This is a genomic window from Gordonia paraffinivorans NBRC 108238 (assembly GCF_000344155.1).
In the GTDB taxonomy this organism is placed as follows: Bacteria; Actinomycetota; Actinomycetes; order Mycobacteriales; family Mycobacteriaceae; genus Gordonia; species Gordonia paraffinivorans.
The window spans coordinates 64,368-80,589 of sequence record NZ_BAOQ01000009.1 but is presented as its reverse complement, the minus strand read 5'-3'; the positions used below and the strand labels follow the sequence as shown (position 1 = coordinate 80,589).

The 16,222-nt window shown below is 70.0% G+C and carries 12 protein-coding genes; 10 read left to right on the top strand and 2 right to left on the bottom strand.

What is annotated here, in order from left to right; genetic code table 11:
* Nucleotides 1-44: 44 nt before the first annotated feature.
* Complete coding sequence (locus GP2_RS05280) at nt 45-938, bottom strand: RecB family exonuclease (protein WP_006899443.1); 894 nt, start codon at nt 936-938, stop codon at nt 45-47.
* Nucleotides 939-1,068: 130 nt separating this feature from the next.
* On the opposite strand from GP2_RS05280, the gene GP2_RS05275 reads away from it, so the two are divergent.
* The 3 genes from GP2_RS05275 to GP2_RS05265 all read left to right on the top strand — a co-directional run bounded on the left by GP2_RS05275 (nt 1,069) and on the right by GP2_RS05265 (nt 6,505).
* Nucleotides 1,069-1,899 (top strand): tRNA (adenine-N1)-methyltransferase, encoded by an 831-nt coding sequence (locus GP2_RS05275; RefSeq protein ID WP_006899442.1) that lies wholly within the window; start codon nt 1,069-1,071, stop codon nt 1,897-1,899.
* A 193-nt stretch (nt 1,900-2,092) separates the two neighbouring features.
* Nucleotides 2,093-3,880: a proteasome ATPase gene (arc, locus tag GP2_RS05270; RefSeq protein WP_006899441.1), complete on the top strand. Its 1,788-nt coding sequence runs from the start codon at nt 2,093-2,095 to the stop codon at nt 3,878-3,880.
* A gap of 120 nt (nt 3,881-4,000) precedes the next feature.
* Nucleotides 4,001-6,505 carry an FHA domain-containing protein gene (locus GP2_RS05265; protein WP_040526468.1) on the top strand — a complete coding sequence of 835 codons (2,505 nt, stop codon included), beginning with the start codon at nt 4,001-4,003 and terminating at the stop codon, nt 6,503-6,505.
* Here the strand turns inward: GP2_RS05265 and glgP are convergent.
* On the bottom strand, nt 6,502-9,042 hold the full coding sequence (gene glgP / locus GP2_RS05260) for an alpha-glucan family phosphorylase (RefSeq protein WP_083900196.1): 2,541 nt from the start codon (nt 9,040-9,042) through the stop codon (nt 6,502-6,504). The genes GP2_RS05265 and glgP overlap by 4 nt on opposite strands.
* Nucleotides 9,043-9,123: 81 nt before the next feature.
* Between glgP and dop the strand changes: the two genes are divergently transcribed.
* From dop to GP2_RS05225, 7 genes are all read left to right on the top strand, one after another.
* A complete protein-coding gene (gene dop, locus GP2_RS05255) occupies nt 9,124-10,623 on the top strand; it encodes a depupylase/deamidase Dop (RefSeq protein ID WP_006899438.1) in 1,500 nt (499 codons plus the stop codon).
* 246 nt (nt 10,624-10,869) lie between these two features.
* Nucleotides 10,870-11,061: a ubiquitin-like protein Pup gene (locus GP2_RS05250; RefSeq protein WP_004019064.1), complete on the top strand. Its 192-nt coding sequence runs from the start codon at nt 10,870-10,872 to the stop codon at nt 11,059-11,061.
* A complete protein-coding gene (gene prcB / locus GP2_RS05245; RefSeq protein ID WP_006899437.1) occupies nt 11,058-11,939 on the top strand; it encodes a proteasome subunit beta in 882 nt (293 codons plus the stop codon). Before GP2_RS05250 ends, prcB begins: the two co-directional genes overlap by 4 nt.
* Entirely contained in the window at nt 11,936-12,736 is an 801-nt protein-coding gene (gene prcA, locus GP2_RS05240; RefSeq protein WP_006899436.1) for a proteasome subunit alpha, read from the top strand. The genes prcB and prcA overlap by 4 nt, the downstream gene beginning before the upstream one ends.
* Nucleotides 12,737-12,805: 69 nt before the next feature.
* The gene (gene pafA / locus GP2_RS05235; RefSeq protein ID WP_040526447.1) at nt 12,806-14,164 is read left to right on the top strand and encodes a Pup--protein ligase; all 1,359 of its coding nucleotides are present in this window, start codon (nt 12,806-12,808) and stop codon (nt 14,162-14,164) included.
* A gap of 77 nt (nt 14,165-14,241) precedes the next feature.
* On the top strand, nt 14,242-15,234 hold the full coding sequence (locus GP2_RS05230) for a helix-turn-helix transcriptional regulator (protein WP_006899434.1): 993 nt from the start codon (nt 14,242-14,244) through the stop codon (nt 15,232-15,234).
* Nucleotides 15,234-16,220 carry a helix-turn-helix transcriptional regulator gene (locus tag GP2_RS05225; protein ID WP_006899433.1) on the top strand — a complete coding sequence of 329 codons (987 nt, stop codon included), beginning with the start codon at nt 15,234-15,236 and terminating at the stop codon, nt 16,218-16,220. The genes GP2_RS05230 and GP2_RS05225 overlap by 1 nt, the downstream gene beginning before the upstream one ends.
* Nucleotides 16,221-16,222 lie beyond the last annotated feature (2 nt).

The following is a 16,222-nucleotide window of genomic DNA, read 5'->3' as shown; positions in this document are numbered from 1 at the left end:
AGCCTATGACAAACGACATAGTCGCTGCGTCCGGGGGTGGCGGGTCACCCCGCGTCGAAACCGGGCGGCGGGCCCGGGTACGGCGGGATCTCGCCGCCGAACTCCGGGCAGCGCGCCTTGTGCTCGCAGAATCGGCAGAGCCCGGTCTTCTTCGGCCGGAAGTCGCCCGACGCGACGGCCGTCCGGATCGCCTGCCAGATCGCCCGAAGCGTGCGCTCGAACCGCAACAGCTCCTCGTGGTCGGGGTGGTAGATCAGCTGCTGGCCGTCGGCGAGGTACATCAGCTGCAGCCGGGCCGGCACCACGCCGCGGGTCCGCAGGATCGCCAGGGCGTAGAACTTCATCTGGAACAGCGCCTTGGACTCGAAGGCCACGCCGGGGGAGCGTCCGGTCTTGTAGTCGACGACCCGGATCTCGCCGGTCGGCGCGATGTCGATGCGGTCGATGAAGCCGCGCATGAGCATGTCGTCGGCCTCGATCTCGACGTGCTCCTCGACCGCGGCGGCGTCGAACGCGGTCGGGTTCTCCATCGTGTAGTAGGTCGCGATCAGCTTGTGGGCCCCGGCGAGGAACGCCTCCTGGCCACCCTCGCCGATGATGCGCGCGAGTTCAGGGTCCTCCTCGCACAGCGCCGCCCAGGCGCCCTCCACCAGCAACTCCGCGGACTCCTGCGTGCGCAGCTCGGCGGGCATGTCGAAGAGATTCTCCAGCGCCGCGTGCACGACGGTGCCGCGCGTCTGGGCCGGGGTCGGCGTCTCGGGGAAGCGGTCGATGGCGCGGTAGCGGTAGAGCAGCGGGCACTGCTTGAAGTCGGCGGCCCGCGAGGGCGACAGCGCCAGCGGGCGCCCGACGATGCCGCGCCCGCCGGACGGGGGAGCCGTCGACGCCGGGTCGGACGACGGGGATGCGGCCGTGTCGGGGGTGTCGGTGCCGGTCATCGTGCTCACGTCTCGCAGATTAGGCCTCGCCACCGACACCGCGTGGCTCCGACGCGCGATCGGCGGGCACCCGGCGGTCGGGTATCGTCCTGACCGCCCATTCCGGCAAGTTCCACGAGAGGAAGCACCTGTGCCCACCACCGGACCGTTCGTCGTCGGCGATCGAGTGCAGCTGACCGATGCGAAAGGTCGCAAGTTCACGGTGCACCTCGAGGAGGGCAAGCTCTTCCACACCCACCGCGGCGCCATCGCCCACGACGACCTCATCGGCGCCCCCGAGGGCAGCATCGTCTCGGCCACCAGCGGCACCCAGTACCTCGCGCTGCGTCCGCTCCTCGTCGACTACGTGCTGTCGATGCCGCGCGGCGCGCAGGTGATCTACCCCAAGGACGCCGCCCAGATCGTGATGGAGGGCGACATCTTCCCAGGCGCCCGCGTGCTCGAGGCCGGCGCCGGTTCCGGTGCGCTCACGTGCTCGCTGCTGCGCGCGGTCGGCTCCGAGGGCGAGGTCGTCTCCTACGAGATCCGCGACGACCACGCCGAGCACGCGGTCCGCAACGTCGAGACCTTCTTCGGCGGCCGGCCGGAGAACTGGCACCTCACCGTCGACGACCTGGTCAACATCGACACCGACGAGCGTTTCGACCGCGTCGTCCTCGACATGCTCGCCCCGTGGGACACGCTGGACGTGGTGCGCACGGTGTTGAGGCCAGGCGGGGTCTTGACCGTCTACGTCGCGACCGTCACCCAGCTCTCGCGCGTCGTCGAGGCGCTGCGCGAGCAGGAGTGCTGGACCGAGCCGCGTGCCTGGGAGACCCTTCTGCGCGAGTGGTCGGCCGTGGGACTGGCCGTGCGGCCCGAGCACAAAATGCAAGGCCACACCGCATTTCTCATCACGGCCCGCCGCCTCGCCGACGGCACCACGACGCTGCGCCCGCAGCGTCGGCCCACCCGCGGCTGAGTCGCGGCCGGGTCGCCGGGCGGCCGACCGCCGCGAAGGTCGCGATCACATTGCGAACACGCAGATTTAACACACCGTCAACACCGCCGATCGCGGGGTGGAGGGCGATTCTCGGTCGGCCCCGGTAGCGTAGTGATACGGCGCGAGCATTCCGATCGAGGGATCGGGTGATTGCCGGGGAGAGGAGTCAGCAATGACCGAATCTGACCGTCACGACGCCACCGGGGACCCCGCGGTCCCCGAGAGCGCGACCACACCCGACGAGGGATTCACCCCTGCCTACACGCCGCCTCTCGCGCGGAGTGGTTCCGAACGCCCGTCGTTCGGACGCCAGGCGGACCCCAGGGAACTCCAGGAGCGCGTCGAGGCCCTGACGGCCCGCAACGCGAAGCTCCTCGACACCCTCAAGGAGGCGCGGCAGCAACTCGTCGCCCTGCGCGAAGAGGTGGACCGCCTGGGCCAGCCGCCGAGCGGATACGGCGTGCTTCTCGAGACCTACGACGACGGGACCGTCGACGTGTTCACCTCGGGTCGCAAGATGCGGCTCACCTGCTCGCCGAACATCGAGACCGAGAACCTCCGCAAGGGCCAGACGCTGCGTCTCAACGAGGCCCTGACCATCGTCGAGGCCTGCGACTTCGACACGGTCGGCGAGATCAGCACCCTGCGTGAGGTCCTCGGCGACGGCAAGCGCGCCCTGGTCGTCGGCCACGCCGACGAGGAGCGCGTCGTCTGGCTGGCCGAGCCGCTGCTCGGCGAGGTCGACGGCGAGGACGGCAACCGCCGCAAGCTGCGCCCGGGCGACTCGCTGCTCATCGACACCAAGGCCGGCTTCGCCTTCGAGCGGGTCCCCAAGGCCGAGGTCGAGGACCTCGTGCTCGAGGAGGTCCCCGACGTCGGCTACGAGGACATCGGCGGTCTCGGCCGCCAGATCGAGCAGATCCGCGACGCCGTCGAGCTGCCGTTCCTGCACAAGGACCTGTTCCGCGACTACCAGCTGCGGCCGCCGAAGGGCGTGCTGCTCTACGGTCCGCCCGGCTGTGGCAAGACGCTCATCGCCAAGGCCGTCGCGAACTCGCTCGCGAAGAAGATCGCGCTGGCCCGCGGCGACGACGCCAAGGAGGCGAAGTCCTACTTCCTCAACATCAAGGGCCCCGAGCTGCTGAACAAGTTCGTCGGCGAGACCGAGCGTCACATCCGGCTGATCTTCCAGCGCGCCCGCGAGAAGGCCTCCGAGGGCACGCCGGTCATCGTGTTCTTCGACGAGATGGACTCGATCTTCCGCACCCGCGGTTCGGGCGTCTCCTCCGACGTCGAGACCACGGTCGTCCCGCAGCTGCTCAGCGAGATCGACGGCGTCGAGGGCCTCGAGAACGTCATCGTGATCGGTGCGTCGAACCGCGAGGACATGATCGACCCCGCGATCCTGCGTCCGGGCCGCCTGGACGTGAAGATCAAGATCGAGCGCCCCGACGCCGAGAGCGCGATCGACATCTTCTCCAAGTACCTGACCGAGGACCTGCCGATCCACGCCGACGATCTCGACGAGTTCGGCGGCGACCGCGCGGCCTGCGTGAAGGCGATGATCGAGAAGGTCGTCGAGCGGATGTACGCCGAGAGCGAGGACAACCGCTTCCTCGAGGTCACCTACGCCAACGGCGACAAGGAGATCATGTACTTCAAGGACTTCAACTCGGGCGCGATGATCCAGAACGTCGTCGACCGGGCCAAGAAGTACGCGATCAAGTCGCAGCTGGAGACGGGTACCCCGGGTCTGCGGGTGCAGCACCTGTTCGACTCGATCCTCGACGAGTTCGCCGAGAACGAGGACCTGCCCAACACCACGAATCCGGACGACTGGGCCCGGATCTCGGGCAAGAAGGGCGAGCGGATCGTCTACATCCGGACCCTCGTCACCGGCAAGAGCGCGGGCGCGAGCCGCGCGATCGACACCGAGACCAACACGGGTCAGTACCTGTAGCGGTAGCGCACCTCGTCTCCCACCAGACGGCCGACTCCTCCGGGGGTCGGCCGTCTGGTGTACATACGCCGATTCCAGGGGCTCCTCGGTTTAAGGTTGGCGGCGATGAACAGTTCTCCGATGGCGCGTGGACGGGTGGTCGTCGACGGCGGGCCGCCCCATCCGCTGGGCGAGTCCCCGCGTCTGACCCTCGGCCGCGAGCCCGACAACGACATCGTCGTCAACCACCCGCTGGTGTCGCGACGCCATCTCGCGATCGAGTGGCGCGGGTCGGCCTGGTATCTCGTCGACCTCGGCAGCACCAACGGCTTCTTCGCCGGGGGACAGCGGGTGCCGGAGTTCGCGGTCTCCGGTCCGACCCGGGTGCGTCTCGGCGACGCCACCACCGGTCCCGTCCTCGACGTCGCGTTCGACCCCGCCGGCCACCGGCCTCCCGGTTCCGTGCCGCGCACGCCCGCCCCGCCCGGCGCGTTCCCGTCGGGTCCCCGGTCGGCCGGGTTCGGCGGGCCGGGCAGCGCGCCGCTGTCCGGGCGCATGCCCGCCGCGATGTCCCCGGGTGGCCCGCCGCGTCCGGCGGCGCCCGCGCCGATGCCCCCGGAGCTGCGCAGCGCGCCGCATCTGCAGTCGTTGCAGCAGAACGTCTCCGCGGTCTATCGACTCCCGGGGGCGCCGACGCCACCCGAGCGGGAGTCGATCTCGCTGCACGGCGTCCAGCGCATCGGACGCACCCCCGACAACGACATCGTCGTCAGCGACGTCCTCGCCTCGCGCCACCACGCCCGCGTGTCGACGCGCGGCGGGATGCTCGTCATCGAGGACCTCGGCTCGGTCAACGGCACCTTCGTCAACGGCCACCGGGTCGCGAGCGCGCCGCTGAACGAGGGCGACGTGGTGACCATCGGCAACAGCGACTTCGTGGTGTCCGCCGGGACCCTCATCCGCGGGCAGGAGCGCGCGGCGGTCGCCGACGGCCTCCACGTGCACGGCGTCAGCCTGGTCGTCGACGGCGGCAAGCGGCTCCTCGCCGACGTCGATTTCAGCGCCGGCCCGGGCACGCTCACCGCGGTGATCGGTCCCTCGGGTGCCGGCAAGTCGACGGTGTCGAAGATCGTGGCCGGACTGAACTCGCCGACGTCGGGCCTGGTGACCTTCGAAAGCCGCAATGTCCACGCCGAATACGAGGCGCTGCGCACCCGCATCGGCATGGTCCCGCAGAAGGACGTCCTCCATCACAAGCTCACGCTGCGACAGGCCTTGCGCTACGCAGCCGAGCTGCGCCTCCCACCGGACCTGTCCACGGCCGATCGCGACCGCGTCATCGACGGCGTGCTCGGCGAGCTGCAGCTCACCGAACACGTCGACACCCGCGTGGAGAAGCTGTCCGGCGGTCAGCAGAAACGCGCCTCGGTGGCGATGGAGCTGCTCACCGGGCCGTCGCTGCTGATCCTCGACGAGCCGACGTCGGGCCTCGACCCGGCGCTCGACCGCCAGGTCATGGCGACCCTGCGTCGCCTCGCCGACGCCGGCCGCGTCGTGCTCGTGGTGACGCACTCGCTGACCTACCTGTCGATGTGTGATCAGGTGCTGCTCCTCGCGCCCGGCGGCAAGACCTCGTTCTGCGGCCCGCCGTCGCAGGTCGAGCAGGAGATGGGCACGTCGGACTGGGCGGAGATATTCGCCTACGTCGCCGATCAGCCCGACGCCGCGCATACGCGGTACCTCCAGCGGCATCGGAGAAGCCAGGCACCGCCACCGGCCCAGCGGCCGCCCGGTCCGCCGATCCCGGTGCCGCACACGAGTTTCCCCCGCCAGGCGTCGACGATCGCGCGCCGGCAGGTCCGGCTCGTCTTCGCCGACGTCGGCTACCTCGTCTTCCTGGTGCTGCTGCCGGTGGTCCTCGGCCTCCTGACGCTGGTGATCCCGGGATCGAGCGGCTTCGCCCGTCTCGAGGTCATCCCCAACGCGCCGCCGCCGAAGGACGGCGCCGAGGCGATCCAGATACTGGTGGTCCTCGTCGTCGGCGCGGCGTTCATGGGAGCGGCGCTGACGGTGCGCGACCTGGTGGGCGAGCGCGACATCTTCGAACGCGAGAGAGCCGTCGGGCTGCGGCCCGGTGCCTACCTCTTCGCCAAGGTCGTGGTGTTCTTCGTCGCCGCGGTGCTGCAGACGGTCATCATGGTCGGCATCACCTTCGCCGGCCGGGGGCTGCCCGAGTACGGCGGGCCGGTGCTGCCGCCGCCGTTGGCGCTGCTGGTCGCGGTCGGTGTGCTCGCCTGCGTGAGCACCCTGGTGGGCCTGGCCATCTCGTCGGCGGTGAAGTCCAACGAGCAGGTGATGCCGCCGCTGGTCATCGTGGTGATGGTGCAACTGGTGTTCTGTGGCGGCCTCTTCAAGCTCGACGGCGCGGTGCTGCAGCAGCTGTCGTGGATCTTCCCGTCGTTCTGGGGCTACGTGGCGGCCGCCGGTGCGGTCGACCTCCACGACATCAACCCGGCCGCGCCGCAGCGCATCTCGCTGTGGGACACCTCGGTCGCGCACTCCGCGCTCGCCTACGCGGTGCTGGCCGTGATCAGCGTGCTGCTGCTGGCGTTCACCTACTCGAGACTGCGGCTCAAGAAGCGCTAACCGGCCACCGGGTACCGCACCAGGCCCAGCTCCGCGTCGTGCGAGAGCTGGTCGTGGCGGGGGAGCACCCGCACCGTGTAGCCGAGGTGCCCCGACGCCGGCGGCGTCACGGTCACCGCGAACACCGTCCGGCCCGACGCGTCGCGCTCGGTCGGGGACATGTCGGTGATCGCGGGTTCGACGATCTCGCCCTCGTCGTCGACACGGCCGAGGACGAGCTGCACCCGCACCGTCTCCGGGTCGAGCCCGCCGAGGCCGACGTGTGCCGCGACCCGGAGTTCGCCGTCGAGGCTCTCGTCCTCGACGCCGGCGATCAGCACCGAACCCCACGAGGTCTCCAGCGCGCGGCGATAGGCCGCCAGATCGCGCGCACCCGAGTGGTCGTCGGCGCATGCGGCCTCGAACGCCGCGGCCGCCGGGCAGTACAGCTCGGTCGTGTAGTCGCGGACCATCCGGGACGCGAGCACCTTCGGGCCGAGCCGGGTGAGGGTGTGGCGCATCATCTCGACCCAGCGGGTGGGCACGCCGCGGTGGTCGCGGTCGTAGAACAGCGGGATGACGGTCTCCTCGAGCAGCGTGTAGAGCGCCTCGGCCTCGAGATCGTCGCGGCGGTTCTCGTCGGCCACGCCCTCGGCGGACGGGATGGCCCAGCCGTTCTCGCCGTCGGCCATCTCGTCCCACCAGCCGTCGAGGATCGACAGGTTGAGTCCGCCGTTGAGCGCGGACTTCATGCCCGACGTCCCACACGCCTCCATCGGTCGCACCGGGTTGTTGAGCCAGACGTCGCACCCGGCGTAGATGTGGCGGGCCATCGAGATGTCGTAGTCCGGCAGGAAGACGATGCGGTCGCGCAACGCGGGGTCCTCGGTGAACCGCACCATCTGCTGGATGAGCGACTTGCCGCCGTTGTCGGCCGGATGGGCCTTGCCGGCGATCACCAGCTGCACCGGCCGGTCGGGGTCGGTGAGGATGCGGCGCATGCGGTCGGGGTCGCGCAGCATCAGGGTGAGTCGTTTGTAGGTGGCGGCGCGGCGGGCGAACCCGATCGTCAGCACCTTCGGGTCGAACAGGTCGGCGGTCCAGGCGAGTTCGGCCTCGGTGAAACCGCGGTCGCGTCCGCTGGCGTGCGCTCGCCGGCGCACCTCGTCGACGAGGTCGGCGCGCAGCCGCTCGTGGGTGGACCAGATCGTCTCGTCCGGCAGCGCCGCGTACGCCTCGGGCGCGGAATCCTCGTCGCTCGAGGCGAAGTCACGCCACCGCTGCGCCACCCAGGTCGGGCCGTGGACGCCGTTGGTGACCGCCCCGATCGGGACGTCCGCGGCGTCGAATCCCGGCCACAGGTCGGCGAACATCTCGCGACTGACCTCGCCGTGCAGCCGCGAGACGCCGTTGCTGCGCTGGCCGAGCCGGAAACCCATGTGCGCCATGTTGAACACCGCAGGGTCCGCCTCGTCGCCCAGTTCGACCACCGTCGCGGCGGGAAGACCCGGCAACAGACGCGAGATCCCGGACTCGTCGGCGTCGAGGTAGCGGGTGACGAGCTCGGTGGGGAAGCGGTCGATGCCGGCGGGGACGGGGGTGTGGGTGGTGAAGATGTTGGACGCCCGTACCACCGCCTCGGCGGTGTCGAAATCGAGTCCGCCGGCGACGAGTTCGCGGATGCGCTCGGTGCCGAGGAAGCCGGCGTGTCCCTCGTTCATGTGGAAGACCGTCGGCTCGGGACGGCCGGTGATGCGCACGTACTCGCGCAGCGCCCGCATCCCGCCGATGCCGAGCAGGATCTCCTGCAGGATCCGGTGTTCCTGGTCGCCGCCGTAGAGGCGGTCGGTCACCCCGCGCAGCGCGTCGTCGGTGTTGGCCGCGATGTCGGAGTCGAGCAGCAGCAACGGGATCCGGCCGACCTCGACGACCCAGATCTGCGCGGTCAGCGTCCGGCCCTCGGGCATCGAGATCTCCACGAGCACCGGCGCGCCGTCCTCGGTGAGCAACGTCATCGGGAGGTCGGCGGGATCGTTCACCGGGTAGCGCTCCACCTGCCACCCGTCGCGGTCGAGGCCCTGCCGGAAGTATCCGGAGCGGTAGAACAGGCCGACGCCGATCAGCGGCAGGCCCAGGTCCGACGCCGCCTTGAGGTGGTCGCCGGCCAGGATGCCGAGGCCGCCGGAGTAGATGGGCAGGACCTCGGACACGCCGAACTCCATCGAGAAGTACGCGATGCCGGCCGGGACCGGGTGGGTCTGTGCGAAGCCGTCGAACCACTGGCCGGCGGCGAGGTACTGCCGGAGTTCGTCGTGGATCTGTTCGACCCTCGCGCAGAAGCGCTCGTCGGCGGCCAGGTGCGCCAACCGCGCCGGGTCGACGTCGGCGAGCACCCGGAGCGGGTCGCCGGTTCGCGCCCAGAGATCCGGGTCCACGGTGGCGAACAGCTCCTGCGTGGGTGCATGCCACGCCCAGCGCAGGTTCTGCGAGAGGGGGCCGAGGGCGGCGAGTTCGGCAGGCAGCGGTACCCGAACGGTGAACCGGCGGAATGCTCTCACGGCGATGACGGTACTGCCACCGGGCCCCACCTGCGAACGGGACGATGCGAGGCCCTCCGGGCCACCCTCTACCCTCGAAGCATGCAGCGAATCATCGGTACCGAGGTCGAGTACGGAATCTCCGCTCCCGGCGACCCGACCGCGAATCCGATCATGACCTCCACCCAGGCCGTTCTCGCCTACGCGGCGGCGGCCGGGGTGCCGCGGGCCAAGCGCACGCGCTGGGACTACGAGGTGGAATCCCCGCTGCGCGATGCGCGCGGCTTCGACCTCGGCCGGGGGTCCGGCCCGGCCCCGATCATCGACGCCGACGAGATCGGCGCGGCCAACATGATCCTCACCAACGGCGCCCGGCTCTACGTCGACCACGCCCATCCCGAGTACTCCGCGCCCGAGGTCACCGACCCCATGGACGCGGTCATCTGGGACAAGGCGGGCGAACGCGTCATGGAGGCCGCCGCACGCCACGTGGCGAGCGTTCCCGGTGCTCCCAAGCTGCAGCTGTACAAGAACAACATCGACGGCAAGGGCGCCTCCTACGGCACCCACGAGAACTACCTGATGGCCCGCGAGACGCCGTTCACCGCGGTCATCGCGGGACTCACCACGTTCTTCGCCTCGCGCCAGGTCATCGTCGGATCCGGTCGCGTCGGCATCGGGCAGTCCGGCGACGAGGCCGGTTTCCAGCTGTCTCAGCGTGCCGACTACATCGAGGTCGAGGTGGGCCTGGAGACCACCCTCAAGCGCGGCATCATCAACACCCGCGACGAGCCGCACGCCGACCCCGAGCGCTATCGCCGCCTGCACGTGATCATCGGCGACGCGAACCTCGCCGAGACCTCGACCTATCTCAAGGTCGGAACCACCGCCCTCGTCCTCGACCTGATCGAGGCCGGCGTCGACTTCTCCGACATCGAACTCGCGCGCCCGGTCCAGGCGGTCCACACCATCAGCCACGATCCGACCCTGACCGCCACCGTCGCCCTCACCGACGGCCGCGAGCTGACCGGCCTGGCGCTGCAGCGCGAGTACCTCGAACGCTGCATGAAGTTCCACGAGCAGGAGCACTCCGACGACGCGCGGGCCAAGCACGTCCTCGAGACCTGGGCCGACGTCCTCGACCGCCTCGAGCGCGACCCGATGGAGTGCGCCGACATCCTGGACTGGCCGGCCAAGCTCCGCATCCTCGAGGGCTTCCGCCAGCGCGAGGGGCTGTCGTGGTCGGCGCCGCGCCTGCAGCTCATCGACCTGCAATACTCCGACGTCCGGCTGGACAAGGGCCTGTACAACCGGCTCGTCGCGCGCGGCTCCATGAAGCGCCTCGTCGACGAGAACGACGTGCTGCGCGCCGTCCACGAGCCGCCGGAGAACACGCGCGCCTACTTCCGCGGCGAGTGCCTGCGCCGGTTCGGCGCGGATGTGGCCGCGGCGAGCTGGGATTCGGTCATCTTCGACCTCGGCGGCGACTCCCTGGTGCGCATCCCGACCCTGGAACCGCTGCGCGGCACCAAGGCGCACGTCGGCAAGCTGCTCGAGCAGGTGGACTCGGCCGCCGAGCTCGTCGACGAGCTCACCACCTAGGACCGGGAGCGTTCGGGAAACCGGAGACCTCACGAGGCCCGCTGCGCGTCGGACACGGCGCCGGGTTGTGCTTCGTTCCGCCCCAGTTGTCGCTCCCACAGGTAGTGTGGGAGCACACGATTCCGAGGCCGAATCACCACGGGTCGCTTCCGGTGATCACCGGTCGGATCCGACGGATCGAACAGATCCTGGGTGGCTCGGTCACGGGCAGCCCGACACGGGGCGATCGGTTGAAGGAGGCAGCAGATGGCGCAGGAACAGACCAAGCGTGGTGGTGGCGGCGACGACGAGGGCGTGGGCCCCGATTCCGGTGCCGGACAGGAACGTCGCGAGAAGCTTGCCGAGGACACCGACGACCTGCTCGACGAGATCGATGACGTTCTCGAGGAGAACGCGGAGGACTTCGTGCGTGCGTACGTGCAGAAGGGCGGCCAGTGAGCGACGGTTTCGGTTCACTGCCCCCACTCTCACAGTTCCGTACCGGTTCCGCTCTGGGCGCCGACATCTCGTCGTTCACCGAGTTCCTCCGGCGCCATGCCCCGGAGCAGCTGCCCCAGGCGCAGGTTGACCGCGTGGGCACCTTCGCCGGGGGCGTCGACGGTGCGGGCGACATCCCGCACGGCACGACCATCGTCGCCGTGTCCTACCCGGGCGGCGTGGTGATCGCCGGTGACCGGCGCGCCACGATGGGCAACCTGATCGCCACCCGCGACGTCAAGAAGGTCTACATCACCGACGACTACTCGGCGGCCGGCATCGCCGGCACCGCGGGTATCGCGATCGAGATGGTGCGCCTGTTCGCCGTGGAGCTCGAACACTACGAGAAGATCGAGGGCGTCCCGCTGACCCTCGACGGCAAGGTGAGCCGCCTGGCCAGCATGGTCCGCGGCAACCTCGGCGCGGCGATGCAGGGCCTCGCGGCGATCCCGCTGCTCGTCGGGTACGACACCGACCACGACGACCCGCGCGAACCGGGCCGGATCTTCACCTTCGACGTGGCCGGCGACCGGCACGAGGAGTTCGGCGGCTATACCGCCATCGGCTCCGGTTCGGTCTTCGCCAAGTCGTCGCTGAAGAAGCTCTACCGTCCGGACCTGACCGCCGACGAGGCGCTGTCGATCGCGGTCGAGTCGCTCTACGACGCCGCCGACGACGACTCGGCCACCGGCGGTCCGGACCTGGTGCGCCGGATCTTCCCGATGGCCGCCGTCGTCGACGCCGAGGGCGCCCGGGAGGTGGACGCGGACGAGATCGAGAACGTGGCGCGGACCGTCGTCGAACGCCGCGCCTCCCAGCACGAGGGGGGTGCGCGATGACGTTCCCGTACTACGCCAGTGCCGAGCAGATCATGCGCGATCGCTCGGAGCTCGCACGCAAGGGGATCGCCCGCGGCCGGTCCGTGGTCATCCTGACCTACGCCGACGGTGTGCTGTTCGTGGCGGAGAACCCGTCCAACACGCTCCGCAAGACCAGCGAGATCTACGACCGGATCGGTTTCGCCGCGGTCGGCAAGTACAACGAGTTCGAGAGTCTGCGCAAGGCGGGCATCCAGCTCGCCGACATGCGCGGTTACAGCTACGACCGGCGCGATGTCTCCGGCCTGTCGCTGGCGAACACCTACGCCAACGCGCTCGGCAGCGTCTTCACCGAGCAGGCCAAGCCGTTCGAGGTGGAGTTGTGCGTGGCCGAGGTCGCCCGCCCGGGCAAGCCGAAACCGTCTCAGCTGTATCGGATCTCCTACGACGGGTCGATCACCGACGAGACGCGGTTCCTGGTCATGGGCGGCAACACCGAGCCCATCGCCGCCGCGCTCAGGGAGACCTACCGGCCCGACATGGAACTCGGCGAGGCGATCGGCGTCGCGGTCAAGGCCCTGGCCACGCCGACCGACGCCGGGAACGGCACGGCCGGCACGCCCCGGCAACTCACCGCCGGCGACCTCGAGGTCGCGATCCTCGACCGCAACCGTCCGCGGCGGGCGTTCAAGCGTCTGACCACCGCGGCGGTCGAGCAGCACCTGCCGGCTCCGACCGCCTCCGCCGAGGAGTCGACTGGCGACACCCCAACCGGGGAAACGACATCCGACGACTCCGGAGACGGATCGAATCAGTGACGCGACGGCTCGCGGCGGCCGGGTTCTCATGCCCGGTCGTCCGCGGGTCCCGCGGGTAGGGTTGGTCAAGTGCAGCGACGAATCATGGGCATCGAGACCGAATTCGGTGTCACGTGCACGTTCCACGGTCATCGTCGGCTCAGCCCCGACGAGGTGGCCCGGTACCTGTTCCGGCGCGTCGTGTCGTGGGGACGCTCCTCCAACGTCTTCCTGCAGAACGGTGCCCGGCTCTACCTCGATGTGGGCTCGCATCCGGAGTACGCGACGGCCGAGTGCGACGGCCTGATCCAGCTCATCAATCACGACCGCGCCGGTGAGCTGGTCCTCGAGGACCTGCTCGTCGACGCCGAACAGCGCCTGGCCGACGAGGGCATCGGCGGCGACATCTACCTGTTCAAGAACAACACCGATTCCGCCGGCAACTCCTACGGCTGCCACGAGAACTACCTCGTCGTGCGGGCGGGGGAGTTCTCCCGCATCTCCGACGTGCTCCTGCCGTTCCTGGTCACCCGCCAGCTCATCTGCGGCGCGGGCAAGGTCCTGCAGACCCCGAAGGCGGCCACGTTCTGCCTGTCGCAGCGCGCCGAGCACATCTGGGAGGGCGTCTCCTCGGCGACCACCCGTTCGCGCCCGATCATCAACACCCGCGACGAACCCCACGCCGACGCCGAGAAGTACCGGCGTCTGCACGTCATCGTCGGCGATTCCAACATGTCGGAGATGACCACGCTGCTCAAGGTCGGTTCGGCGGCGCTGGTGCTGGAGATGATCGAGGCCGGCGTGGCGTTCCGAGACTTCGCCCTCGACAACCCGATCCGCGCGATCCGCGAGGTCAGTCACGACCCGACCGGCCGCCGCCAGGTCCGGCTCGCCGGCGGCCGCACGGCCAGCGCCCTCGACATCCAGCGCGAGTACCACGCCCGCGCCGTCGAGCACATGGCCAACCGGCGTCCCGATCCCGAGATGGACATGGTCGTCGACCTGTGGGGCCGCATGCTCGACGCGGTCGAGACCGACGACTTCTCCAAGGTCGACACCGAGATCGACTGGGTCATCAAGCGCAAGCTGTTCCAGCGCTACCAGGACCGGTACTCGATGGAGCTCTCCGACCCGAAGATCGCCCAGCTCGACCTCGCCTACCACGACATCAAGCGCGGGCGCGGCGTGTTCGACGTGCTGATGCGCAAGGGGCTCGTCGCGCGTGCGACCACCGACGAGGCGATCAAGCAGGCGGTCACCGAGCCGCCGCAGACCACGCGCGCCAAGCTGCGCGGCGACTTCATCGCCGCCGCGCAGAAGGCCGGACGCGACTTCACCGTCGACTGGGTCCATCTCAAGCTCAACGACCAGGCCCAGCGCACCGTGCTGTGCAAGGACCCTTTCCGCAGCGTCGACGAGCGCGTCGACCGACTGATCGCGTCGATGTGACGCGGCGGGGCCGGCAGGTCTGTGCCGGCGCCGCGTGCCTTCGCCCACCGACCGCACGTACGTTCTAACCTGACCCTGTGGCCACTCCCAAAGTCGAGCGACTGCTCAACCTCGTGATCTGCCTGTTGTGGACGCGGCAGTACGTCACCGCCGAGTACATCCGCAAGAACGTCGCGGGCTACTCCGACGAAGGCCAGTCCGACGAGGCGTTCAACCGGATGTTCGAGCGCGACAAGAACGAACTGCGCGACCTCGGCATCCCGCTGGTGACCGGGCGTTCCCCGATGTCTGGCGGTGCCGAGGGCTACCGCATCGACCGCGACACCTACGAACTGCCCGACATCTCCCTGGACTCCGAGGAGGCCGCGGCGATCGCGATGGCCGCGGCGCTGTGGGACACCCCGGAGGTGTCGACCCTGTCGCAGTCGGCGATCCTCAAGCTCCGCGCCGCCGGCCTCGACGTACGCAGCGAGGACGACCTCGGCATCACCGCGGGCGGCTCGACCCGGTCGATGGGCTCGGAGCAGGTCATCGCCGGGTTGCTCAACGCCGTCCAGGACCGGCGTGCGGTCGAGTTCACGCACCGCTCCTCGGCGACCGCGACCCCGGCGACCCGTCGCCTGGAGCCCTGGGGCGTGGTGTCCCATCGCGGACGCTGGTACGTCGTTGGCCACGATCTCGACCGTCAGGCGACCCGCACCTTCCGGCTGTCGAGGATCTCCTCGGTCAAGGCGGTCGGTCGCGCCGGCGCGGTGACGGTGCCCGAGGGCACCGACCTGCAGAAGATCGTGTCCGCCGCCGTCGACTCCGCCGCGGGCACCGACGGCCGCACCGCGCGGATCTGGGTGGCCGCCGGGCGCGCCGCCGGCCTGCGACGTGCGGCGGCGGCCTCCGAGCCGGGGGAGCTGGACGGGGAGGCGGGTGACGTGCTGACCGTCGAGATCCACTCGCTGTCGGCGGTGGCGCGGATGGTGCTCGGCGCCGGCGCCGATGCGGTCGTCCTGGACCCGCCCGAACTGCGCGACCTCGTGGTCGCCGCACTCGACCGGCTGGCGGGGGTGAGCGCCTGATGGCCGCAGCACAGCCGTCGCGGCTCACCCGGTTGCTGGCGATGGTCCCGTACTTCCAGGCCCGCAACGGCATCTCGATCGAACAGGCCGCTCGCGAACTCGGCGTCACCCCGACCCAGCTCACCAAGGACCTCGAGCTGCTGTTCGTCTGCGGGCTGCCCGGCTACTACCCCGACGACCTGATCGAACTCGAGTTCAGCGAGGGGTTCGTGAACGTCGGCTTCACCGCCGGCATGGACCGTCCGCTCCGGTTGACGACGATCGAGGCGAGCACCCTGCTCGTCGCGCTCCGTGCCCTGGTCGAGACCCCCGGCGTCGTGGACGTCGCGGCCGCCCGGCGGGCGATCGCCAAGATCGAGGAGGCGGTCGGGGCGACCGCGGTCCCGGGTCTGCCCGGTCCCGACGACTCGGAGCCGGCGCGGGACAACCCCACCTACACGACCGTCCGGGAGGCGGTCCGCAAGGGTCGCGCCCTGCGGCTGCGGTACTACTCGGCCAGCCGCGACAGCGTCTCCGAGCGGGTCGTCGACCCCATCCGCCTGCAGGTGATGGACCAGCACACCTACCTCGAGGCGTGGTGCCGGATGGCCGAGGGGGTGCGGCTGTTCCGGTTCGACCGCATCGACACCGCGGAGGCCCTCGACGAGTCGAGCCGCCCGCCCGCCGAAGCCGAGGCGTCGCCGCAGTCGGTGCTGTTGCCCGAGAACCCGGACCTGCCCGCCGTCGAACTCGAGATCGACCCGGATCACCTGTGGATTCTCGACTACTACCCGGTCGAGCCGATCACCCGGATCGAGGACCGCGAGCCCGACCAGCCGGTGCGCGTCCGGATGGTCTACGGCTCGCCCGACTGGCTGACCCGCTTCGTGCTCGGGTTCGGCGGATCGGTGCGGGTGTTCGACGAACCGGCGATCGCCGAGGCCGTCGCCGTGGCCGCCGCCCGCGCACGTGACCGATATCGCCGGTCGGCGCCTGACACGGTCTGAGC